Raw genomic sequence first — 23068 nt, forward strand, 5'->3', positions numbered from 1 at the left:
GGCTGGGAGCTGCTTGGAGGCTTCCCGCCCGCCCCTCGATGTGATCTTCGTCGAGGGACGGGCGGGGGGCTGTCCGTGCTGCGATCAGCGGACGTTGTATCCGAAGCGGCCGCCCACTGCGGGGAGGCCGTTGCTGCCCGGCTGGAAGGTGGTGACGGTGCCGTCAACGCCGCCCGCTGTCACGTTGCTCATGGGCAGTGAGTGCACGGCCCCGTAGGTGCTGGGGCCGTAGGGCATGCCGACGTAGAGGTTGGTCGCGGTGAAGTGGAGGCTCGCGCCCAGCTGTGCGTTGGCGGCCGGGGCTCCCGGAATCCCGGAGGCGTCACCGGACTCGATCCAGTGGTCGTTGGCCCCGGGGGAGCCGAGCAGGGCGAAAGTGGTGATCGCACCGGCCTTCGCGGTGGTGCCGATGGCTTCGCCGGTGATACCGACGGCAAGCCTCAGCGTGGCGGCCGAGCCGACCGCGCGGGGTGCGGTGTTCACAGCCGCCAGCGCCTGGCCGAAGCGGTCGCCGGCTTCGGAGGTGCCGATCACATCGTCGGTGGCCGTACCGGAGTCGATCTCGGTGATCTGGCTGTAGGTACCGGCCGCGGTCACACGGAAGGTGATGACGTTGCCCGCGTCGGCCTTGGCTGCGCCGTCGATGTCCAGGTCCTCTCCCGGCGAACCCACGGCCAGGATGGAGTCTGTGGCCGTCGAGGAACTGGTCGGCCGGTAGGAGATCATGGCCAGGGACGCGCCGAACTGGTCGCCGGCCTCGGCGGCGCCTGCGACGGTGTCGAGGTCCTGGTCGAGACCGAACAGCGGTGTGGGCTTGCCTTCGGCGTTCAGCTTGTGGTCGAAGACGATGACGGTGCCGGCGCCCGCCTTGGTGCCGATGGCGTCGTTGGACGCGGCGATGGCGATGTGGTTGCCGTCGGCCTCGACGGCGCTGCCGAACCCGTCGTTCGCCTCCGCCGTGCCAGGCACGCCCGTGCTGTCCTGGCTGATGCCGACAACGGCCATGCCGCTGCCGTGTACGTACAGCGCGTCACCCGCCTTGGCGATGGTGCCGAGGGACTCACCGGGTATGCCGATGACGGCGAAGGGCTCGCCCGCGGCAGTGGTGCCGGCGGCGACGGCCTGGCCGAGTCGGTCGCCGGACTCAGGGGTGGAGGCGCCGAGTACGCCGGTGCCCTGGCCCTGCTCGAAGTGGGTGAACTTGAGCGTGCCCGTTCCGACGCCGCTGGGGGCGCCGTAGAGGATGTCGGCCATGCCTGCGTCGGCGGCGGTGGCGAGGTCCTCGGAAGGGGTGCCGACGACGATGTCGGTGCAGCCGTCCTGGTTGTAGTCGACAGCGTCCATGGACTCGCCGAACCAGTCGTCGGCTTCGGCTCCTCCGGGCACCCAGTCGAGATCCTGGTTGATCTCCGCTGTGCCCTTTCCACCTCCGTAGACGATGCGTATCAGGCCTGCGCCGGCGTCACCGCCCACGGTCGCCTTGGGGTCGGCGACGGCGATGTCCTCGATGCCGTCGCAGTTGAAGTCCGAGACCCTCGCCCTGCTGACGATGGTCTGCACCCAGTCACCGAGATCGTCCACGCGGGAGTTCTCCGCGTCCGTGCGGGTCTCGGCGGTGTCCTGACCGAAGCAGCCTCCCTGCCAGGAGCGGCTGTTGACCGAGACCAGCTCGTACGTGCCACCGGAAGGCCGCAGGGCAGGACCGCCGGTGTCTCCGGCGCAGACCGCGGATTCACTCTGCCCGGTCATCTGCGTGGTCGTGGTCTGGGTGGCTCCCGCACCGAAGGTTCCGCTGTGCAGTTTGAGCGGCGCCCATTCCGTCTTGGTGCGTCCGTAACCGGTGACGGTGAGCTGCTCGCCGACAGTCGGTGCGGTCGAGGAGATCTTGACCGGTGCGACGGAGGTGACGGGACGGCTGAGCCGGGCCAGCACGAGGTCGCGGTCGTTTCGGGGTACCAGCTCGACGATGCCTCGGACCTCGCCGGAGGTGGTGGTCAGGTCGGTGCGACCGATGGTGGCGGTGACGGGCTTGGCCGGCTTGCCGGCCGGCGGCGTGGTCCCGCTCGCGGGGTCGTTCACGAAGCACGAGCCGGCGGTGACGATCCAGTCGGCGTCGACCAGCGCACCGGAGCAGGCCCGTGCGCCGTTGTCGATGTCGATGCGAGCGGTGAAGGCGTAGCTGCCGGCTGCGGCGGGGGTTCCGGTGACAGCGTGGGCCGGCGCGGAGGTGAGGGCGCCTGTGACCGCGGTGGCCGAGAGCAGAGCGCTCGTCAAGGCCACACGAGGACGGGTTATGGGCATGGGGGAACTCCGAAGAGGTGAACGCCGCGTCTGGCGCTGTCAAGTGAGGGACGCCAGGCGGCTGAGGGCGAACGGTGCGGTGGGAGTCGGACCCGTCAGGCGGTCACACGCAGTTCGATGAGCGTCGTCGGCTCGCCGGAGGCGCCGGATTCGCCGTATCCGGTGAAGTCGTTGGCGGGTGCGTTGATGACGGTGGTGGTGCCGTCGTCCTCGCGGATGGTGGTCTTCACGGGATCGGCCGAAGTCCAGATGCCGTAGGCCTGCGGGATCTCGAGAGCGAGGAAGGCGGGCTTGGTCGTGACGTCGAAGCAGAAGTCCTTCTGCCCGGCCCGGCTCATAATCGAGATGTCCTCGCCGCCGTCGCAGGACGTCATCACCATATGGCCGTCGCCACGCTTGAGGAGGGCGCCCGTCTCCTCCTGGACCTTGGCCGCGCCCGGATAGTTGAAGTCCTCGACGGCATAGGACGGTCCACCGTCAGCCGCAGTGGCGGGCGCTGCCGTGTCGCCGTTGTCGGCGTAAGCCACACCGAGGGTCGTCACTGATGTCAGGAGTACCGAGCCCACGGCGCCCAGCAGTATCTTGCGCGCACGGGTTATCAGCATGGAAGGCCCTTCGGTAAATAAACTGGACAGGAATGTGCGGAACTTTTCCCAAAATGAATCGCAGTCAAGGGCGTGGCGGGAGTAGTTGCAGCGTAATTCATCAGGCGCAGCTTATCCAGATCTTACTCACGCTTTGTTCACTTGGGGTGCGGGTGCTGCTCGCCCAAGTGCCGGTTCGTATCTGCGCAAAATTCCGTGTTCTGCTTCGAACGGGGCATAGCGCCCTATGGGCGGATCAGCGGGAACGGAGGTGATGATCCACTCGCGAAGCCATTAATCTACCTGACGTGTACGCAACAGGACACTCGCCAACTCTCCTACAGTGCAGTCAAGTTCGGTGTACGATCAAGCGGCTCCAGCGGTGCGTGAATGTACAAGTCGTCATTTCTGGTAACTCTGGAAATGGGTGGATGAGTCGATCTGCGGACCCGTATACACATCGCGCACAATCCTGCTGGACATTTCTTCAAGTAAAAAGGGGAGTTGTCGAGTGGGGCGGCGTATGTCATTCCGAACCGTCGGTTCAGGGGCGCTGAGATTCTCGGGCCCTAGGCAGGCTTTACGAATACTGCTCTCCGCGGGTCTTCTGTCGGGCCTTCTCGGAACCCCCGCCGCCGCGGCGGCGGAGCCGGGAACGCTGCCCGCGAACGTGCGGGCCGAGATCGTCGGCTACTGGGAGACCGGCGGAGCAGGCCTTAAGGAGGCCGCCGAGCAGGCGCTGCTCGGCGGTGACGAGGAGATCCGCAAGTTCCTCGACGCAGCGGAGTCCATCCAGTACGACGACAACCGTGTCGAGACCGCACGACTGGTCATGACCGGCGGTCCTGGCATGCGACTCGCCGCCAAAGAGGCGATGCTGGAGTCGCCCGCCGATCTGGAGACCTTCCTCCTCTACGGCTATGAGGAGCCGCTGGACGAGGACCGCAAGGTCGAGATCGCGCGCCTCATCACTCTGGGCGGGGCAGGTGTGCAGGCGGCGGGCAAGGACGCCCTGCAGGGCACCTTCGAGGACCGTGAACTGTTCCTGACGACGGGCCAGTATGCCGCGGGTCAGGACGACAACCGTGTCGAGGTCGCCCGATTGGCCACGGTCGGCGGTCCCAACGTGAAGACCGCGGCCCGGGTCGCACTTCGTGGCTCGCCCGAGGAGATGGTCGAGTTCCTGGAGCTCGGGCAGTTCATCGCTCGTGACCGCGACCAGGAGCACTCCACGATCGCTCAGCTGATCGAACAGGCCAAGTTGGCCGGCACGCAGGCCGAGGACTCCCGGAAGGCGGCTGAGGAGTCGTCGAAGAAGGCGGTCGAGGCGTCCAAGCTGGCCAAGGAAGCCGCGCAGAAGGCGGCCGCGGAGACCGAGGCTGCCAAGGACGATTCCAAAAAGGCTGCGATCAAGGCCAAGCAGGCCGCAGACGCCGCCCGTGGAGCGGCCGACGCGGCGCAGGAGGCCATCGGGGCGGCCAACGCCGCCAACCGTGCCGCACGACGGGCCGCAGTGGCCGCCGCACAAACCGCTTCGGCGGCTGCTGCGGCCTCTGAAGCAGCCAACAGGGCCTACAAGGCAGCCATTGCCGCCGCCCATGACAAGGCCGACGCCAACGCTGCGAACGAGGCCGCCAGCCAGGCACGTGCTGCGGCGGACGCCGCCGAGACCTCGGCTGTTGCAGCCGAGAACGCGGGCCTTGCTTCTGCTGCTGCGGCAATTGCCTCCGACGCCGCCAAGGGCGCTTCCAGCAACGCGCGAGCGGCAGCCGACGCCGCCGACGAGGCCAACGCCTCTGCGGATGCGGCCGGCGTGCACTCCAACGAAGCCCGCGTGGCAGCCGCCGAAGCACGACGGCATGCCAATGCCGCGGACGCCGCCGCCGATCGCTCCGCCGACTTGGCCCGCCGTGCGGCCACGGCCGCCTACGGAGCCCGCGACGCCGCACGATCGGCTGCCGGACACGCCAACAAGGCGGCAGACTACGCGGATGAGGCCGCCGAACACGCCGGGGATGCGGCGACCTATGCCGCCGTGGCCAAGAAGAACGCCGATGCTGCCAAGGCAGCAGCCGACAGCGCAACCGCAGCGGTGAACAAGGCCAAGGACGCTTTCGACCTGGCCCGGGAAACCGAAGCGGCCGACCTGACGACCCGCACGGACGCGGCCATCGAGCGTGCCCGCTCGATGAAGACCACCTCCGAGGCATTGGTCTCGGCCTCCGCAACCATCCAGGTCGAGGCGCTGTCCCTCAACGACACCGCAACAGCGCTTGCCGAGGAGGCCGGACGCCCCGACGTCGACATCCAGGCAACCGCTGCCAAGGGCCGCCAACTCGCCATGCAGGCGATGAAACTGCTCGGCCCGTGGCACCAGGAAGCCGCCGCCCGAGCGCTTTCGGGCACCGACCAGGACGTCCTGGACTACCTGCGCACCCGCTGGAAGGAAGCCAACGACAACGACGTCCACGAGCGTGTCGTCGACCTGAGCGACCAGAGCCCCTACGCCTCCGTCCGTACTGCGGCCGCCGAAGCCTTGCGCACTGGCACCCCGGAACAGATCCAGGCCTTCTACACCTCCGACCAATACCAGGCCGGACGCGACGACATGCGGGTCGACATCGCCCGCCTCGCCGAAACCGGCGGCCCCGGCGTCAGCGACGCCGCCAAAGCGGCACTGGCTGACGGAAACGGCACGACCCTCGCGAAGTTCCTGCAAATTGGCCAGTACGGCGAGCGACTTTCCGACGAACGGGTCATCACCGCCCACCTCGCTGAGACCGGCGGCGCCGAACTCCAGGCCGCCGCGAAAATCGCCCTTGCCGGCCCGCCGGAGCTGATCCACGAGTTCGTCAGCACCGGCCAGTACACGGCCCAGCGCAAGGACGACCTCACCACCACCCACGTCCACCAAGTCCAACGGCTCCTTGCCGAAGGCTCCCTGGTCGCCGCCCGGGCACGAGAGAACGCCTGGTACGCCGCCGAAGCCTCCCTGACGGCGCAGAATGCCGCCGAGGAAGCAGCGGCCGCTTCCGCCGAGGCGAAGAAGTCCGCCGATCAGGCCAAGCAGTACGCGGACGATGCCAAGGCATCAGCGGACGCCGCCACCCAGAGTGCCGCCAATGCGGCCGCATCAGCAGCTACAGCGCGGAGCGCAGCAAACGCGGCCGCACAAGATGCCACCGCTGCCGAGAACTCCGCCGCCGACGCCGAATTCTCCGCCTCCTACGCCCGCTCGTCAGCGCAGAAGGCCGAGAAGGCCGCCAGCAAGGCCCGCGCGTCGGCCATCGCCGCCGGCAAGAGTGCCGCCGAGGCAGAAGCGGAGGCCAAACAAGCCTGGACAGCAACGCGCGACCTCGCCGAGCAGGAGAAAGAGGAGGCCCTTCAGCAAGCGCAGGAAGAACGTGAAGCGGACGACCCCGACTGGTTCTGCTTCGATTACCTGCAGGGGATCGATAAGACGTTCTTTCCGTTCAACACGACCATCTGTGACGAAGGGGCCATCGACAAGGCCTATACGCTGGCGAAGGACCCCCACACCTGGGTAAAGATCGGTTTGGAACTGTCGGGTATCGCCGACATCCAGCGGTGCATCGACAAGCCCACCGCGCTGGACTGCACGATGGCCGTCGCCGGCGTCGTTCCCTGGGGCAAGCTGAAATACGCTGCCAAGCTGGGCAAGGGAATCGAAGCACTCCGAGCCGGGCGGGCTATCCGTTTGACTGCCTTCTGTCTGACCAAAGCGGCGGACAGTTTCCCAGCGGGCACCAAGGTCCTCATGGCCGATGGCGCAGGCAGCCCCATCGAGCAGGTCAATACGGGCGACCTCGTCGTAGCCACCGACCCCATTACCGGCGTAACTGGTCCGCGGCGCGTCAAGAACACCATCCACACCCCCGACGACCGCAACTTCACCGACGTCACCCTCGCTGACGGGTCCACGCTCACCTCGACCAGCCACCATCCCTTCTGGTCCGAGGGGGACCGGACCTGGAAGTACGCTGGCGACCTCGAGGCCGGCGATACCCTGCGCACCCCGCACGGCACCACGGCCGTTGTCGCACGCACCCGCGACTGGCAGGGACTCCAGGACGCCTACAACCTCACCGTCGACGACCTCCACACCTACTACGTCTCCACCGGCACCAAGGACGTCCTCGTCCACAATGCTGAGTCATGCCCCGTATGGGTGAAGACGCTCTTCGACGAACTCAGAGGTGAGTGGATCACCACTGGGGCAGTCCGGGATTCCAAGGGAGGATCGATACCCGGTCTACCCGACCGCGTTGTCAGCCAGAATGATGCAGACGCGGCAGGCGTCCGGGCCTATCTGAAAAAGATAGGATATGGTCACCCCAGGCAAACCGACTTCTGGGGGGACACGCATGCCGAGACGAAACTTGCCTATAAAATGCTGATGGGGGACGTTCAGCACGCGACTATCGTCATCAACAACAACAAGGGCGTGTGCACGGGACGAGACAGCTGCAGCGTTCTGGTAGAAGCCGTCCTGCCCGTCGATTCCACGCTTACGGTGTGGTACCCGGGTGCGCGAGAGGCCGAAGTGTTCCACGGCAAGGGGCCGGGTAAGGTATGATCGTCGAATTTTGGATCAATGGCGTGATGGGTCGAGTCTCTGAACCCCGGGATGTGGAGATCGCCATTTCCCGAGCATTGAACGAGCTGGAATCTGAGCGCGAAGTGGCTGTGGGGTTCGATGCTGGGAGTGTGGCAGCGTTCCACGTATTTAACCTCCCCGCAGGTGCGGAAATCCCGGCCGTGGCCGAAAATTCGCTCATGCTTGGGGTCAATCGACAGACTGGTTACGGCGGGATGATTTGGTGGGGCGAGGAGGATCCGGATGCTCCTGACCAATTTTATTGGGTGTCACACAACGAGAATCCACCCTCGTTTGATCCGCGCGTTACCGCAGATCCCGGATACCCCTTGTGGTACGAACGGCGGAATGTTGTGACCGTGGACGTGATCGAAGCTGCGCTTACAGAGTTTTGCGTCAATCACGGAAAGCGGCCGACAGTCGTAGGCTGGGAACCGAGTACGGCGAACGGCCAGCCACTGAATTCGTAGGGATTCATCCGTCCTAGACTGTCGGGGCCCGACCATTGAGCCTCTTCAGAGGTTCACTGATCGAGTGACCACCGACTGGTCCAGGACTTGTGCGCAACAGGGGCGAGGCTCCTCGGCGGTTGAGTAAGTTGTCTGACGTCTCAATATATCTGCCGGGGAGCCTCGTTCGTTACCTGTTCTCCGCTCTGGACCTGCCGCACGCGATGCATTACTGGCCGGCTTCAACGTCGGTATCGAGGCTCGACTCGGCATCATTGCTGTGACGTTTTCTACCGGCCCGCGAGCGCACCCGTTTCGCGATAGCGGTCACGCGTCCAGGCGCACCGGCATCAGGAGCGAGAACGTGCCGTCGGAGTCGTCCGGGCGGCGGACCGCCAGGGGGGCCGTAGGGACGCCGAACTCCAGCACCAGCCGGTCCCGGCCCCCAGCGGCGAGCGCCTGGAGCAGGTACTCGCGGTTGACCGCGACGTCGTCCGGGCCCTCGTCTCCGTCCCCACGCACGCCCACCGTGCCGTCGGCCGCCACCGCGAGCACGCTGATGTCGGGGGACATCCCGTCCTGCTCCCGCGCTTCGCCGGCGCGGACGGGGCCGGTCTCCAACGCCGCACGCAAGGCCGGGACCTCGACGAAAACGCGGCGTCCCTCCGGCAGCCGCACGAGGCGCCGGTAGTCGGGGTAGTCGTGATCGGGGCAACGACCGGCCGTCTGACGGTCGCCTGCCGCCAGGGCGACGCGGTCACCGTCCACCGTGAGCTCGACGGACGCCGGGGCGTCGGCCAGCAGCGCCCGCATCGCGTCGGCGAGCGGGGACGGCACGACGACCTGCCTGCGCGGCCCTTCGTGCCCGGTGACATCGGTCCGCGCCACCGCCATCCGGTACCGGTCGGTGGCGACGGCATGCAGCGTCCCACCCTCGATGTCGAACAGGACGCCGCCGAGCAGCGGCAGCTCGGGATCGGTCCCCGCGGCGAAACGGACCGCGTCCAGCGCGGCGGCCAGAGCCGGGGCGGAAGCGGTCACGCGGACGGCGCCGGTGGCGGGTGCGGACATGAGGTTCTCCTTGCGGTCGAGTAGTGCACGGATCGCGGAGAACTCGGCGCGTGCCTCGGACAGCCCCCGCTCCAGACGGCGCAGTTGCGCCTCGAGCAGCTTGCGGACGAGACCGGTGTCCTCACCGGACCAGGCCGCCAGCACCAGGCGGACGTCCGCCAGAGGCATACCGGTGCGGCGCAGCCGCGCCAGCAGCCGGGCCTCCTCCAACTGCTCGGGGCCGTACCAGCGGTAGCCGCTCGACGGGTCCACCCGGGCCGGGACGAGCACCCCGGCGGTGTCGTAGAACCGCAGTGCGCTCACGCCCAGTCCGCTGTCCCGGGCCAGCTCACCGATACTGCGCATGTCGTTCTCCACGCCTGGGACTCTGCCCCCTCCACCAGGTCGAGGGTCAACTCGCCTTCCCGGCCGGACCCCAACCAGACTCGCAGGTCGGAGGGTTGAACGGGGCGTGACAACCGGCACCGGGGGACGGGACCCGGTCTTCATCTGCCCGTCACGCGTCCGCCAGGAGCCCCGACCACGATCGTGATCGTTCATGTCGCCGTCCTGGAGGACCTTTACCATGCTGCGCCGGACCCTGTCCGCCCTCGCCGTCGTCTTCGCCCTCGCCGCCACCACCGGCACCGCCGCCGCCACCACGGGCAAGGCTCCCGCCGCCGACGGCCGTGGCGCCCGCGTGCTGGACGTGATGACGTTCAACATCCACCACGCCCAGGGCACCGACGACGTGCTCGACGTCCCGCGGATCGCGGACGTCGTCCGCCGCAGCGGCGCCGACGTGGTCGGCCTGCAGGAGGTCGACAACCACTACTCCGCGCGCAGCGACTGGGCCGACCAGGCCGCCGACCTCGCGAAGCTGCTCGGCTACCACGTCGTCTTCGGCGCCAACATCGACAACGCGCCCCCGGCCGGCAGCGACCACCGGATCCAGTACGGCACCGCCATTCTGTCCCGCTACCCGATCACCGCGTCGGACAACACCTGGCTCTACAAGTCGCCCGGCCAGGAGCAGCGCGGTCTGCTGCACGCCACCTTGAACGTGCGCGGCAAGGCTGTGCAGTTCTACTGCACGCACCTGGCGGCCAGTTCGCAGACCGACCGCCTCCAGCAGACCCCGCAGATCGTCGACCTGATCGGCGACAAGGAGCCGGCCGTCCTCGTCGGCGACTTCAACGCCCTGCCGACCGCCCCCGAGTCGCAGCCGCTGCAGTCCCGTTACACCGACGCGTGGGCCCGTTCGGCGCACGGCCGTGGCGACGGCGCGACCTACCCCGCCGAGGCCCCGACCGAGCGCATCGACGCCATCTACACCACCGGCGACGTCAAGCCGCTGGTCACCCGCGTGGTGCAGGCCGACCCGACGGCCTCCGACCACCTGCCGCTGGTCAGCAAGGTCCTGGTCACCCCCTGATCACGCGCCGGGGCCCAGCGGTTCCCCCTGCTGGGCGGTGAGACCGAACGGTTGAAGGCCTCCCTGGTGATGCGGGGGCCTTCGCCGTCCGGCCGGGAGGGCGGGCCGTACCCCGGGCGCCGGGGAGTGGGTCTTCCCCAGAGGACAGCCTTCGGTCACCATGGGGGCATGACGTACACGGAGGGAAGTGCCGAGGGCCTGCAGTCAGCGCTCATCGACCTGTCGGGCATATCCTTGGACGAGTTCGACGACGTGCGCGGCCTCTCCAGCGCACTCGCGGTCCTGCAGGGACAGTTGGCCCGTACCGCTGCTCCACTGTGCGAGGGCAGCATGGCGGCCATGTGTGGCGGCGCCCGATGACGGTCCCTTTGTGTCCGTCCGCGACTTTTGATCACACCTGAGGCCTATCGGATTCACCAGCAGACGCTCGTCGGAGTCGCCAACGGCGACTTGGGCGAGGCGGATCTCGCCCTGCTGCGATCGGCTCAACGAAGCCGGCTCCTCCTGGCGCTGCAGGCGATTCTCCAGCTCGCCGGGCACGTTGACGGCGGATGGCCGCACGGGGCTCCTCCGACCCGTCCCGCTGCCGCGTGGGTCGTGCTCGGGGCCGTACAGCGACGCGATCCGGGCGCGGTGGAGGCCGTGCTCGAGGACCCCGCGGTGGGTGCCTGGGCCTTCCGGCTGCTGAGGCAGCTCGCGCACGGCGCCGTGGCCGCCCCTTCGGACGCTCCGTCATGGGCCGGCGCGACGATGCTGGGTTCCCTCGCCGCGGCCGCGGCCGTCCGCGCCGGTGCCCGGTGCTCGCTGCGGGTTCCCGCCCGAGGGGGGCGGCTGTGGCTGCCGTCCCTCGGGGTGACCGGCGCCGTGGGGCGGGGGGACTGGACGGTGGTGGGGGTGGAGAGCGGGCACGACGGAACGGTGGTCTACGGGGACGGCGGATCCGTGCGGATGCCCGAGGACCTCACGGCGCGGGCCGAGGGATGGTCGCCCCTGCCGGAGGTCGGGCACGCGGTGCCGGGAACGTCACGAGCGGCCGTGCTGGACCATCTCTCCCCCTACCGGGACTTCCGGTCGCTGCGGGACGCCACGGACTTCTCCGCCCCGGAGGTCGAGGAATGGCGTTCCCAATTCCGCCGTACATACGACCTCCTGCGGTTCACCGACACCACGGCCTACAGGGTGGTGGCCGGGACCGTACGTTCCGTCGTCCCCGTGGAGACCGCGAGCGGACTGCACATCGTCAGCGCGTCCGTCCCGGATGCCTACGGCGCCATCACCATGTCGTTCAGTTCCGACACGTCCTCCATGGCCGCCACGCTCATCCATGAGGCACGCCATCAGTTGCTGACGGCCCTCGGGGATCTCACCCCTCTGTTCGTCCCGGCACGAGAGGGGCCCGAGCCGCTGTACTTCGCCCCGTGGCGGGAGGACCCGCGCCCCCTGCGGGGACTGCTCTTCGGCGCCCACGCGTTCGCCGGAATGACGGCGTTCTGGCGGGAGCGCCGACGGGACGGCGACCCGCGGGCGGACTTCGAGTTCGCCCTTCACCGGTGGCAGTTGAGGATGGCACTCGTCGCTCTGCGCAGCGCCGTCGGTCTGACCGAGACGGGCGGAAGAATCGTCACCGCGCTGACGGAACGGGCAGCCGCATGGTGGCACGAACCGGTGCGGGGGCCTGCCGCCCGACTGGCGGACTTGTGCTGCCGTGACACACGGGCCACGTGGCGGGCGGCGAACCTGGCGGTGGCGGAGACCGCCGCCGACGCGCTGGCGCAGCGCTGGCTGGACGGCCGGCCACCGCCCACGGAACTGCCGGCGGCCCGTATCACGACCGTGCGGCCGCCCGGGGCACGCGGCGGGGCGCGGACATGGCTCGCCCGCCTGCGTCTCGCCGACCGCAACGCCTTCTCGAAGGTCCGCGCGGAACTCGAGGCGGGCGCCCACAATCCGCAGGGCATCCCGCGGGCCTCGGCCGCCGACGCGGCCTTGGTGGCGGAGGACCGCGACGAGGCGATGGCCGGCTACCGCGAAGCCGAACCCGCCGCCGCGGCCTGGATCGGCATCGGCCTGGCAGCGGAGCACGACGACACCCTGCTGGTGGAGCGCCCCGAACTCGTTCTGGCGCTCCACTCCGCTCTGCTGCGCCGCGAAGTGATGCCTCCGGGGCCGGAGGGACTCGCCGACTGGCTCGGCGCCCGTCCGGCCGACCGGACGGTCAGACGCCGAGCAGGTCGATGTCGCAGTTGGCCCGTTTGAAGTTCTCCGCGTCGACCGTGGCCTGGTGCTCCGGCCCGTGAACGGTGCGGAACAGGGCCACAGCGCGGTCGTGCAACTCCTCGGCCTCCTGGGACTCACCGAGACTGTCGAGGTCGTAGGACAGGTTCACCATGATGGCCAGGGTCGCGGGGTGGCTCGCGCCGCGTGACTGGGTGCTGAGGGCCAGCAGCTCGGTGTCCATGGTGCGCGCCTCCTCGAACTCGCCGACCGCGAAGTGGTCGCTGGCCAGATTGGTCCTGGCCAGGAGCGTACGAGGGTGGTCCGGGCTCAGGACCCCGCTGAGGCCGTCCACGGCCTCGTGGTCCAACTCGTGCGCCTCCGAGACCTGGCCGAGCAACCGGAGGCTGACCGCGAGATTGGTGGCGGTGGCGTAGGTGTGCGGGTGCTCGTCGCCGAGCAGTGCCTGGCACCTCTCCATGGCGGCCCGGCCGAGCTCCGCCGCCTTGTCGAGACTGCCCGTCTGACGCAGGTCGGTCGCATGGTTCAGCGACGCGCGCACGGTTTCCAGCGAGTCCTCCCCGGCCTTTTCGCGGAGCACCTTCAGCGCCATGCCGGAGAGCTCCAGGGCGGCCTGGTGGTCACCCAGTTTGCGCAGGGTGACCGACAGCTCCCGGGTGGCGCGGATGGTCATGTCGTGCTCCGGACCCAGCCGTGCGAGCGCCAGGTCCCTGAGGTTGGACAACAGGGTCCGCGCTTCGTCCCCGCGGCCGAGTTCCTGCAGGTCCAGTGCCATTTGGTACCTGCTGCTGAGGGTCGCGAGGTGATCGTCCCCGAGGACTTCGACCCGTCGTTCGTAGGTGTCCTCGTCCAGCCGGTACGCCTCGGCGAAGTCACCGGCGAGACGGAGGCTGACCGCGTAGTTGTGGGCCGACTGCAGGGTGCCGGGATCGTCGGCGCCCAACTCGCGGTGCGTGGTGTCGTAAGCCTGCTGGTCCAGCTCCCTGGCACGGTAGAAGTCGCCGCGCAGGCGGAGCAGGATCGCGAGCACGCTCAGGGCGCGCTGGGTCGTCTCGTTGCGCTCGCCCAGCACGCGTCGGCAGCGCTCGACCAGTTCGGCCTGGAGGCCGTAGGCCTCGGCGTAGCGGTTCTGCCAGCGCAGCGCGAGGGCGCGGACCTGGTCCACGGCGATCACATGCTCGTGGTCCTCGCCCAAGGTGCGGCGCCAGATCGCCGCGGCCTCGTCGGCGACGTTGAGCGCTTCGACGTAGTCACTGCGTTCCTGGAGGAATCGCGCTTCGTTCAGGACGAGCTGACGGGCCCAGCCGTCCTCGCACTCGACCATCCTGGTGGCCCGCACATGTGGCAGCAGGGCGGAGTAGCGTGACCATGCCTCGGGGAGTCCGGGATTCCTCGGATCGGCGTTGGCGAGGATTTCGTGTGCGTAGTGGCGCATCTCAGCGCGTTCTTGGGGATTCATCTGCTCGACGAGGACGCGCTGCACCAGGCGGTGAACCTGAATGGTCGAATTGCGGTGGTCGATCCGGGCGAGCGCGTACCGGCCGATTTCCCGCACCGCCTGGGAGAGCTTGATGGGATCGTCAAGAGCGGCACGCAACGCCGGAGGGGCGGTGACGCCCCGTACCGCCTCGAAGAACCCCCGGGAGATGGGCTCCGGCGCGAAGAAGGCACAGATCTGCAGCAATTGCAAAGCGGCCGGATGGTCTTCGCGCAGGCGGTCCAAGGAGACGTTCCACGCCGCTGCGACCGGCAGATCGTAATCGGCGGGAGGCGCCAATTCCAGCAGCTCCGAGCACTTGGTCTCGAAGAGGTCGAGGTACTGATGGGCAGGCATTCCCGTCTCGGCGAGCCACACGGCCGCCTGTTCAACGGCGAGAGGCAGGTCGCCGAGGGCGTCGGCCAGCCGGTCGGCGGCCTCGTCGGGAATTTGCGGACTGCGTCGCTTGATCAATGCGACGCTTTCCGAACGTGTGAACACATCGACCTCTAGTGAGCTGGCCAGAGTAGACCATTGGGAGTTGCGGGAAGTTACCATGACGCGCCCCGGACCGTCATGAGGGAAGAACTGCCGGACTTCATGCGGATTTTCGGCATTGTCGAAGACCAGGAGCCAGTTCGAGTAGGGTTGGCCCACGCGAAGTGCTTCCAGGACGGCAGGTACGGCGCTTCGGTCGGCGCCTGCCCGCAAACCCATGTGTTCCCCGAGTTCGATCAGGGATTGCACGATCAGGTTGGTCTGTTCGGAGGGAATCCACCAGATGAGCTCGTAGTCCCTGCCGTAGCGGTACACGTATTCGATGGCGATCTGGGATTTTCCCACTCCGCCCATTCCGTGCAACGCCTCGGGCAGTACGGCGGTGGTTATACCGGTGGCGAGCCTCTGGCGGAGCTTGGCCAGCTGTTCCTCGCGTCCCGTGAAATTCCTGTTGCGCAGCGGCAGGTTCGCCCCGATGCGCCTCGGGTTCGGCGGGGCAGTCTGCGGCTGAACCGTCAACGGGCCTGCGGACTGCTTCACGGGGGACGACACGGAACCTCCTGGGATTGCTGGGGAGGGCGACTCCTGCGGAGGCGTCGTAGCGGCGGCGGACCGCCGCTCAAGCGTATCCGACCGATCACCCGTCGTCATATGCGCTGGTAGGGGATGTATGGGTGAAGCTCGCCGTTCCTCGCTCAGTAAGCACTCCAGACGATCGGCGCGAGCCTGATAGGGACCTGAGACCGCGGAGAGCGCCGTGCGCAGGTGTTTGACGAACGGCCTTGTCTGCTCGGTCACCGGGGGGTCCGGGGCGTCGGTCTGCCAGGCCACCACCGCTTCCCCGCCCGCGAAAGCCGAGGCGAGGCGGGGCCCCAGATGCTCGGAGACATGCCGCAGCACGCCCAGCGTCTCCGCCCGCGTGCCCAGGGCGAGGAGTTCCTGCCTGACGCCTGTCGCGAAATCGAAGGAGACCCTCTCGGCGTCCTCGGCGTCGTAGTCGTCACGCACGGACCGCAACAGACCGAACATCATAATCTCGGCGAGGTTCCAGGTCTTCGCCTCCGGGAGCATCCGTTGCACGAGGCGCATGACGGGGAGGTTGAGCGGAGCGGCGGCCAGCCGGCGGGCCAGCGTGAAGGCGGTGGGTGATGCCTTGGCCATGAACCGGCCGACGGTCTCCCGGGCCCGGCCCGGCGTGGGCTCCGACAGGGAGACCTGCTGATCGGCTCTGGTCTCAAGGTCACCGTTGATGCCCGTGAGCAGCGCGGCCATGGTGTGACGCCCGCCGGTGGAGGCGATCAGCCGTGCCCAGCGGCCGAGGGACCCCGGCGTGAACTCCAGAAGCGGTACGGGCAGGGGATCGGCGGCGTTCGGGTGAGGCGGATCGCCCAGGGCCGACAGGCCGGCGCTGATCCGGCGTGTTCTCAGCAGCCGGTTCGGTGAGACCGGTGCCGGGACGGTCAGCTCCACCCTCACGGCGGTGGGGAGGGTGAACTCCCACACTTCCTGTGGCATGACGCTGAGCACGGCGGTCGGTGACGATCGCGCCAGCGAGTAGAGGTAGGCGGCCGCGTCGCCGTTGCGCCAACTCGGGGAGACCGCGTCCGTGACCACGAGCGCCACACAGTCGGGACCCGGTGAGCTCCGCCGTGACGTGGCTCCGAGTCCCCTTATACGGGCGCCCTTCTCCGCGATGGCGACGCGGGTCACGGTGATGGTCCGGAACGCCGCCGTCCGTTCCAGTAACCGGCGGAGCCTGTGCACGGTGTCCTGCCACAGGGTGAGCGACGGGTGGTCGTCGACCACCAGCAGCAGTTCGAGCCTGCGCTCTTCGGCGGGGTGGCAAGCCGGAATCCACAGTCCGTCCCCCGCCGCACGTTCCGCCGTGGCCGCCTCGTCCACCTCCCAGGCCGCGTGGGAGGGCCGCCTCAACCGCAGCGGACGCAGGGAGCGGGCCAGTGCGAGATCACCTGACGGTGCCGCAGCGGCGGGGCGGCTGCCCGACTGCGGGTCACGCCCGGGCGCGGTGGACCAGAAGGAGGCAGCCCGGACGGCTGGCGCGGGCCCCGTCGCGTCCGAGCGCCATTCGTTCGCGACAATGGGCTCCGACGCGCGGCGCGCGGCCGGTTCGGTCCTATGGCCATCGTGCTCGGGACGGCGGATGCCGTCGCCGGAATCCCCGGCGTCGCCGTCCTCGCGCGTGGATCCGGAGTCGTCGGCACCGCCGCCGGTGCCATCGGATGCCTCGCCGGGAGGGGAGGTCTCACCGGGCCGGCCGCCCGGACCCGTCGCCGGCCGCGCTGTCGGCCGTGGGGAGCCGTGCTCGGCGGAGCGGCCGGACGGCCAGTCCAGGTATGGGTAGGGAGACGCGGAGTCCCGCCACGCCGCCAGGTACAGCGCGTCCAGCAACTCCTGCTGGGTCGGCCGCGACGACGGGCCTCCCTCTTCCCCGGTCACGCGGTCCTCGCTCCGGGATCCGTTCCGTTGAGCCCGTGCCAAACCGTCCGGCTGAACTCCGGGAGCGGGCCGGTCTCGTCCGAGGCGCGAGCGGACATGGCGAGGTAGAGCGAGTTCAGCAGCTGATCGTTGGAGAGCCCGCCGCGCTGACGGCTCCGCTCGACGAACCGGGAGATCAGGTCGTCGGCCCACTCGGTGACGGCCTCGCCGCCGAAGTGCGCGACGAGCATGTCCGCGAGGTCGTTCTCGTCGGGTTCGGGCATGTCGAGCAGGAGGCACCGGCGAAGGAACGCGGGCGGGAACTCCCTTTCGCTGTTGGACGTCAGGATGACCAGGGGGAAGGCGCGGCAGGTGACCGTCCCTCCGGTGATCTCCGCCTCCCTGTCCGGGTCGTCCGTCAGCACCTTCACCGTCGGATGCCTGCGGCGCGCCCGGAGGAGTTCCGGGATCGAGTAGGAGCCCTCCTCGAAGACACTGAGCAGATCGTTGGCCAGGTCGAGGTCGCTTTTGTCCAGTTCGTCGATCAGTAGCACCCGGGGTTCGGCATAGGGGAGGAGCGCCGTACCGACGGGGCCCAGCTGGATGTAGTCACCTATGCCGGGCGGCGCGGAGCGGTCGCCGCCGGAGTGGCCTTCTCCTTCCGCTGCCCTCTGCGCAGCGGTGTCCTGGATGCGACCGATCGCGTCGTACTCGTAGAGACCCTGCTGGAGGGTGGTGCGGCTCGTGATGTGCCAGCGCAGGACGCGTCCGAGGCGTAACTCACGACTGATGCGGTACGCCAGGCTGGACTTCCCCGTCCCCGGACGCCCCGACACCAGCAGCGGCCGGCGCAGCAGTAGCGCGGAGTTCACCATGTTCGCCTCGTGTTCGGCGAAGTTCGCGAACTGCCGCGCCGGGGCCCGGTGCAGCCCGAGCCGGCGCCTGATCTCGGCGTCGTCGTCGGGCGGCGGCGGAAGGACCGGGCCGCCGCCGAAGCTCCTCCACGGCGGGGGAGGGGGGAGGAGATCCGCGAGGCGGGTGTCCTGAAGTGGCTGACCGGCCCCTCGATAGATCCACCAGCGCGGTGGTTTCCCGTCGTTGTGACCGGCAACGGGCACAGCATCGTCGTCAGGGCGAGTCACGAACTCTCCTCCCCGCCCGGGGGAGGACCCGCCGATGTGCCCACCGACGCGACGGGCATCCGGTTCGGATCATCCCAGAGCAGAGCGACATGGCGGCCGACCAATACATCGTTCTCAGGATCGCTGTCGATGGCTGCGATGCGCAACGCCTTCACGACACCGGGTAATCCGCGGAGATCGTGGCGATCCAGCAATGAGCGCAGAGCGGACAGGAATGCCGGATCCGCTGGGCCTCTCCGGTCCCAGAGGATGACGGGGACCCCGGCCCTGAGCGCCTCCACCAGTTCGTCCCGGCTTCCACGCGCCCCCGTTTCGCCGCGTGCGCCGGTGGGCGGGTCGCTGAGGACCGCCACCGCGGGGGGAGGTTCCGAGAGGAGGTGCGACCTGCCGTCCTCGGGATACCAATGCACACGCCCGGCACGGCCGTGCGCGAAGGCATCCCACCTCCGGCCCCAGCGGCCGTGGAGATCACGTCGGCCCAGTCGGTCGAGACTGCGGACGACGACGTGGTGATCCTCGCCCAGCACCCCGCCCACTCCTTGGAATGAAGTCTTGTGCCATCGTTCCACATCCAGGTCGAGGAGGTCCCTGGGGAGTACGAACTCCAATGCCAGATCCGCCCTGCGGTGCGCCATGTCGCTCTCCGCGTGGAAGACCAGGGTGGCCACCTCCCTCTCGGCGTCGCGCAGGTCGATGCGGGAGTCCTCTCCCTTGATCCGGCCACCCGGATGTACGCGCAGCCAGTGGCTCAGGAGGGTATCGCGTCCCGACTCCGCGTCGAGGAGCGGACGCAGTTGAACCATCAGGTAATCGGAAGGGTTCCATACGTCGATGTGTTCGGACGCCGGGGAACCCTCGTCCGCCGCGGACGGCCGCTCCGACCGCCCCGTCGCTGCGGGGCGGTAGGGGTCGTGTTCCTCCGCCCAGTCGATGATGAGCTGCTGTCGCTCACCGTCGGCTCCGAGTGCGAGGAGCTGCTGCAGGACCTGGAAGCAGGGGAGTTGGTTCCCCGGCCGGGCGTTGAGCGTCGCGGCGTGGAGGAACACCGTCCAGGGCTCGGTGCAGGGGAGCGGGGGAGCGAACCTTCCCAAGGTGTCGAGGAACTCCGCGTAGCGGCGATCCAGATCGGGTATCCGGATGCCGTCCAGGAGATCGAAGAGCTCTTCCCAGCTCTCGTCGTCCAGGAGTTCCACCTCCCAGGCGGCGGTGGCCACCTTGAGCTTCCGCATCGTGATCGAGTTGCCCTCGCGTACCTCCAGGGCCTCGATGAGCCGGGCGATGCCCGCGGGCTGGACGGACAGCTCCTCCATGACGGCGAAGACCACGCCGCGTCGGGAGGTGCCCGCCGTGGTGTCCAAGGACGGGCTCAGCTGCGGACACAGCCGGTGCACGACCTGACGCAGCGTCTCGGTGTCCCGCAGGCAGCTGACCTGCGCCACGGCGTCCACCAGATACCGCGGTGGTACCCGCTCCGCGATCGTCATCGACCACCCCCCGATCCCGGCGCGCCGGAGCAGCACATGCGGTCGAGGAGTCCCAGGGCGTCGAGCGCCGATTCCGAATCCCCGCCCAGGGTGAGCAGAGCGGCGCGCAGGGCCGGGCAACCCTCGCGGTGGTCCGTGCAGGCCTGCACCACCGCGTGGAGTTGCTGCCGCGGCCATGGGTGATCACGGATGCCGCGGCGAACCCGCGCCGGCAGCGCGTCCCGCAGGGCACGGCCGGAGTCGTAGCCGATCTGCGGCACGTCGAGCAGCGCGTCGGCGAGCTCGTACTGCTTCTCCAGCGAGGGCGGAGTGCAGGTGCGTGGTGAAGGAGGCCGCGCTGCGCCCGACAGCGGTGGCCAGAGCCGAATGGCGACGTCGGCGGGAAGCATCCATGCGACCTTCGTGCTGCGGTCGGTGTGGGCGGCCGTGACGATCCCGACGACGCGGGACCCGTCCGGATCCCACACGGCCGCGCCACTGAATCCCCGCTGCACCACGGCACCAGTGGTACGCATTCCGTCGAGCTGGACCCACTCCGGACACGGCCCACCTGCTCCGGCGAGCCGGGCTGTCGCGATGAGGCCGGCGGGGGCGTCCCGGGGATAGCCGATGATCGACACACGGTGGCCGGGGGGAGCGGGGTCCGGTGCCAAGGACAGCGTGCCGCAGCCACGGGGGAGGGGAGGATGGCCCACGTCCAGGGCGAGGACGGCGAAGTCGCAGCGGTCGGTGAGGGAGACGCCCGGAGCGGGGCCGTCGAGCGGTGGAGGGGGCGACCAGGCGGCGGGCACGGGGTGGGCGGAGGCGGACCACTCACGTCCGGGCAGATCGACCAGCAGGCGGCCTCCGGGAGTGCCGTCCACGGCGGCTTCGACCACATGGGCACACGTCAGCACGTGGGCACCGGCCGTCGTGGAGTCCTTGGGCGCGACCAGGACTCCGGCTCCCCACAGCGTCCCGTCCGCGGAAAGGACGCGCACTTGACCACGTTCAGGCCCCACAGCGATCGTCTCCCCCGAGCGTCACCGTTGTACTTCGCACCCGCTGCGACAAGTGTAGGCGGCAGGGATTCAGGAGGTCCCTCGCCGCCACACCATGGCGACCTTGAGGTGTCCCTCGCCTTCGGTGTGGGCGATGACGGCCCCCGCCTTGGCATTGAAGCGGACACCGAACTCGACGCTGACCTCGTCGGGTTGCCGAGGGAGCGCGATCAGCCGGTCGAGCGTCGTCTCGGCCACGGTCCGGATGCGGTCCAGCCCGGATTCCAGAGAAGCGGAAGCCTGCGCAATGGCGTCGCCGGTCCTCGAGACGGCCACGACTCCCGGTTCGTCCTCGGCGATCTCCACCACGGCTTCACCGCCGTCTGCTGTACGAAAGCTGATGAGGTGCGTCACAAGCTCTCCCCCGTCCTCATATGAAGCGCTTACCGATGGTGTCACCGTCACTCGATGTGACGCGACATCTGTGCATGGGTCAACGTAGCGTCAGATTGGCACTCATCAGGGCCAGTTACGGCAGTTGCCTGCGGGACGTCACGCGCCGGGGCCCAGCCGCTCGACGATCGAGCGGAGCTGGTCGCGGTCGAGCTCGTAGACGGTCTCGCCCGCCCGAGGGTCGCGTGCGTGGAGCACGTGGAACAGCGGGGCGTACGGGCCGCCGAGGTCGACGAGGGTCGCCGAGGCCCCGCGTACCGCCCGCTCGGTGCCCTGCGGGCCGGTGAGGTCGATGCGGCTGAGGACCCCCGGGGTCACCCACACCGGGACCGAGGCGAGGTGGCCGAAGAGCTGCAGGTGGAAGTGGCCGCACAGGACGAGTCGTACGTCCGTGCCGCGTACGGCGTCGGCCAGTGCGGCCCCGTCCTGCAGCCCGAGGGCCTGCTGGACCTCGACCTCGAGGGTGACGGGCGGGTGGTGCAGGACCACCACGGTTCCGTGCGGCGCGGGTTCGGCGAGCACCTCGCGCAGCCAGTCGAGCTGGCGTGGTCCGATCCGGCCGTAGACCTTGCCGGGGACGAGCGAGTCGAGCGTGACGAAGCGGTGGCCGCCGATCACGCTCACGGCGGCCCGCTCGCCCTCCGGGGAGTCGACGACCGCGGTCGCCAGGTCGCCGCCGTCGGCTCCCAGGTGGCCGCTGCCCAGCACCTTGGCGAAGGCGCCGCGCTCGTCGTGGTTGCCGGTGCAGAACACCACGGGCGCCCGCCTGGGCGCGGCGAACTCCCGCACCATGTCGCGGGCGGCAGCGTACGCCTCCGGGGAGCCGTCGTCGGCGACGTCGCCGCTGACGACGACGGCGCCGACGTCCGGGACCGAGTCGAGGCCGGCGAGCATCCGGCGCAGGGACTCCCTCGCGTCGATCCCGCGGGAGTTGGGCCCCTCGACGGGGCCGATGTGGATGTCGGACAGGTGAAGGATCCGCATCCCCACCACGGTACGCAGCGCCTGACGCGACGTCACCGGGGCCGGGAGCCGGTCTCAGCGCATTCGGCGCGTGGTCATTTCAGCCGTTCGAGGCAGAGCGTGAAGTCCCGGCCGGAACCGCCCTGGGTGTACCGGCTGTACGGCTCGTCGCAGGTCCCGTCCGTACCGGACTGCCTGCTGGCGACCTTGAACTGGGCCTTGGAGTCGCCGCAGTCCACGATCTCGAACTCCGGGTCCCCGACGGAGATCACGCCCGTGGCCGCCGCGTTCCCCGCGTGCAGGCAGTCGCCGGCGTCGGCGGTCGCGGCGCCCCCGAACCAGGTGGTGTAGCCGCCGTAGGCCACGACCCCGATCACGACCACGCTGAGGACTGCCTTGGCGATGCCCTTGACGCTCCGGGGGCGCCGGGGCGCGGGCGCCGGAGGGCCGGGCACGCTGTACGGGCTGCCGCCCTGCGGGCCGTACGGGGCGGGCGGCTGCTGGGAGTACGGGTTGGTGCCGGGCGGTGGCGGCGGAGTGGCCATCGTGCTTCCCCCTGGATCTCGTAAAGGCAAGGTCAATTGATCGGTGGAAGTTACCACCGGGACCTGCCCGAACAGCCCGGTCGCCGGAAATCTGTGGCCTTGACGTGACACAGGGCGTGCGCCGCCCTACAGCAGCGCCGAGAGGACGGCCACGACCGCGAGGTAGACGACCACGCAGCCGACGACAACGCCCGCCATGCACAGGGCCTTCGCCGCGGGCGCCAGCGAGGTCCGGGCGAGCCTCAGGTTGGCCACCGCCCCCAGTGCGGAGGACGCCGCCGATCGCACCGCCGATGAACAGCAGTCCGAACGGCACGGCCGCGAGCACGCCCTGCCACAGGGGGAGGTCGCGTATCTGGGTGAACCAGCCCTGCTTCGGGACGTTGGGGAGGAGATCGCGCATGTCCCTGGGCTTCCG

At 69.1% G+C, this 23068-nt stretch carries 16 protein-coding genes; 5 read left to right on the forward strand and 11 right to left on the reverse strand.

The window, feature by feature from the left end:
- Positions 1-84 precede the first annotated feature (84 nt).
- Positions 85-2301 carry a S1 family peptidase gene (locus PV342_RS21470; RefSeq protein WP_500318405.1) on the reverse strand — a complete coding sequence of 739 codons (2217 nt, stop codon included), beginning with the start codon at positions 2299-2301 and terminating at the stop codon, positions 85-87.
- 95 nt (positions 2302-2396) lie between these two features.
- Positions 2397-2906 carry a hypothetical protein gene (locus PV342_RS21475; protein ID WP_500318406.1) on the reverse strand — a complete coding sequence of 170 codons (510 nt, stop codon included), beginning with the start codon at positions 2904-2906 and terminating at the stop codon, positions 2397-2399.
- A gap of 649 nt (positions 2907-3555) precedes the next feature.
- Between PV342_RS21475 and PV342_RS21480 the strand changes: the two genes are divergently transcribed.
- Together PV342_RS21480 and PV342_RS21485 are read left to right on the forward strand one after the other, a co-directional pair.
- Positions 3556-7482, forward strand: a complete 3927-nt coding sequence (locus tag PV342_RS21480) for a polymorphic toxin-type HINT domain-containing protein (protein ID WP_500318407.1) — start codon at positions 3556-3558, stop codon at positions 7480-7482.
- Positions 7479-7973, forward strand: a complete 495-nt coding sequence (locus tag PV342_RS21485; protein WP_500318408.1) for an Imm1 family immunity protein — start codon at positions 7479-7481, stop codon at positions 7971-7973. The genes PV342_RS21480 and PV342_RS21485 overlap by 4 nt, the downstream gene beginning before the upstream one ends.
- A gap of 306 nt (positions 7974-8279) precedes the next feature.
- Here PV342_RS21485 and PV342_RS21490 read toward each other — a convergent pair whose 3' ends face one another.
- The gene (locus tag PV342_RS21490; RefSeq protein ID WP_500318409.1) at positions 8280-9368 is read right to left on the reverse strand and encodes a DNA polymerase III subunit beta family protein; all 1089 of its coding nucleotides are present in this window, start codon (positions 9366-9368) and stop codon (positions 8280-8282) included.
- 220 nt (positions 9369-9588) lie between these two features.
- On the opposite strand from PV342_RS21490, the gene PV342_RS21495 reads away from it, so the two are divergent.
- The 3 genes from PV342_RS21495 to PV342_RS21505 all read left to right on the forward strand — a co-directional run bounded on the left by PV342_RS21495 (position 9589) and on the right by PV342_RS21505 (position 12693).
- A complete protein-coding gene (locus tag PV342_RS21495) occupies positions 9589-10437 on the forward strand; it encodes an endonuclease/exonuclease/phosphatase family protein (RefSeq protein WP_500318410.1) in 849 nt (282 codons plus the stop codon).
- A 168-nt stretch (positions 10438-10605) separates the two neighbouring features.
- Positions 10606-10797 (forward strand): hypothetical protein, encoded by a 192-nt coding sequence (locus tag PV342_RS21500; RefSeq protein WP_018558004.1) that lies wholly within the window; start codon positions 10606-10608, stop codon positions 10795-10797.
- 282 nt (positions 10798-11079) lie between these two features.
- Positions 11080-12693: an aKG-HExxH-type peptide beta-hydroxylase gene (locus PV342_RS21505; RefSeq protein ID WP_500318411.1), complete on the forward strand. Its 1614-nt coding sequence runs from the start codon at positions 11080-11082 to the stop codon at positions 12691-12693.
- On the opposite strand, the gene fxsT is transcribed toward PV342_RS21505, so the two are convergent.
- From fxsT to PV342_RS21545, 8 genes are all read right to left on the reverse strand, one after another.
- Positions 12653-17104 carry an FxSxx-COOH system tetratricopeptide repeat protein gene (fxsT, locus tag PV342_RS21510; protein ID WP_500318412.1) on the reverse strand — a complete coding sequence of 1484 codons (4452 nt, stop codon included), beginning with the start codon at positions 17102-17104 and terminating at the stop codon, positions 12653-12655. The two genes, PV342_RS21505 and fxsT, sit on opposite strands and share 41 nt — an antisense overlap.
- Positions 17101-18225, reverse strand: a complete 1125-nt coding sequence (locus PV342_RS21515; RefSeq protein ID WP_500318413.1) for an AAA family ATPase — start codon at positions 18223-18225, stop codon at positions 17101-17103. Before PV342_RS21515 ends, fxsT begins: the two co-directional genes overlap by 4 nt.
- Positions 18222-19709 carry a VMAP-C domain-containing protein gene (locus PV342_RS21520; RefSeq protein WP_500318414.1) on the reverse strand — a complete coding sequence of 496 codons (1488 nt, stop codon included), beginning with the start codon at positions 19707-19709 and terminating at the stop codon, positions 18222-18224. Before PV342_RS21520 ends, PV342_RS21515 begins: the two co-directional genes overlap by 4 nt.
- Positions 19706-20689, reverse strand: a complete 984-nt coding sequence (locus tag PV342_RS21525; protein WP_500318415.1) for a trypsin-like peptidase domain-containing protein — start codon at positions 20687-20689, stop codon at positions 19706-19708. The genes PV342_RS21520 and PV342_RS21525 overlap by 4 nt, the downstream gene beginning before the upstream one ends.
- A gap of 90 nt (positions 20690-20779) precedes the next feature.
- Entirely contained in the window at positions 20780-21103 is a 324-nt protein-coding gene (locus PV342_RS21530; RefSeq protein ID WP_329184581.1) for a CU044_2847 family protein, read from the reverse strand.
- A 138-nt stretch (positions 21104-21241) separates the two neighbouring features.
- Positions 21242-22126 carry a metallophosphoesterase family protein gene (locus PV342_RS21535; protein ID WP_500318416.1) on the reverse strand — a complete coding sequence of 295 codons (885 nt, stop codon included), beginning with the start codon at positions 22124-22126 and terminating at the stop codon, positions 21242-21244.
- A 74-nt stretch (positions 22127-22200) separates the two neighbouring features.
- A complete protein-coding gene (locus tag PV342_RS21540; RefSeq protein ID WP_500318417.1) occupies positions 22201-22650 on the reverse strand; it encodes an LppU/SCO3897 family protein in 450 nt (149 codons plus the stop codon).
- Positions 22651-22776: 126 nt separating this feature from the next.
- Complete coding sequence (locus PV342_RS21545; RefSeq protein ID WP_500318418.1) at positions 22777-22905, reverse strand: hypothetical protein; 129 nt, start codon at positions 22903-22905, stop codon at positions 22777-22779.
- Between the last annotated feature and the right edge of the window lie 163 nt (positions 22906-23068).

This window comes from Streptomyces sp. PA03-3a, assembly GCF_033792735.1.
In the GTDB taxonomy this organism is placed as follows: Bacteria; Actinomycetota; Actinomycetes; order Streptomycetales; family Streptomycetaceae; genus Actinacidiphila.

Excerpts from the sequence above, each read along its gene's own strand:
- PV342_RS21490 (WP_500318409.1), bottom strand. The coding sequence starts at position 9,368 with ATGCGCAGTATCGGTGAGCTGGCCCGGGACAGCGGACTGGGCGTGAGC.
- PV342_RS21500 (WP_018558004.1), top strand. The coding sequence starts at position 10,606 with ATGACGTACACGGAGGGAAGTGCCGAGGGCCTGCAGTCAGCGCTCATC.
- PV342_RS21495 (WP_500318410.1), top strand. The coding sequence starts at position 9,589 with ATGCTGCGCCGGACCCTGTCCGCCCTCGCCGTCGTCTTCGCCCTCGCC.
- PV342_RS21475 (WP_500318406.1), bottom strand. The coding sequence starts at position 2,906 with ATGCTGATAACCCGTGCGCGCAAGATACTGCTGGGCGCCGTGGGCTCG.
- PV342_RS21485 (WP_500318408.1), top strand. The coding sequence starts at position 7,479 with ATGATCGTCGAATTTTGGATCAATGGCGTGATGGGTCGAGTCTCTGAA.
- PV342_RS21535 (WP_500318416.1), bottom strand. The coding sequence starts at position 22,126 with ATGCGGATCCTTCACCTGTCCGACATCCACATCGGCCCCGTCGAGGGG.
- PV342_RS21470 (WP_500318405.1), bottom strand. The coding sequence starts at position 2,301 with ATGCCCATAACCCGTCCTCGTGTGGCCTTGACGAGCGCTCTGCTCTCG.
- PV342_RS21540 (WP_500318417.1), bottom strand. The coding sequence starts at position 22,650 with ATGGCCACTCCGCCGCCACCGCCCGGCACCAACCCGTACTCCCAGCAG.
- PV342_RS21520 (WP_500318414.1), bottom strand. The coding sequence starts at position 19,709 with ATGACGATCGCGGAGCGGGTACCACCGCGGTATCTGGTGGACGCCGTG.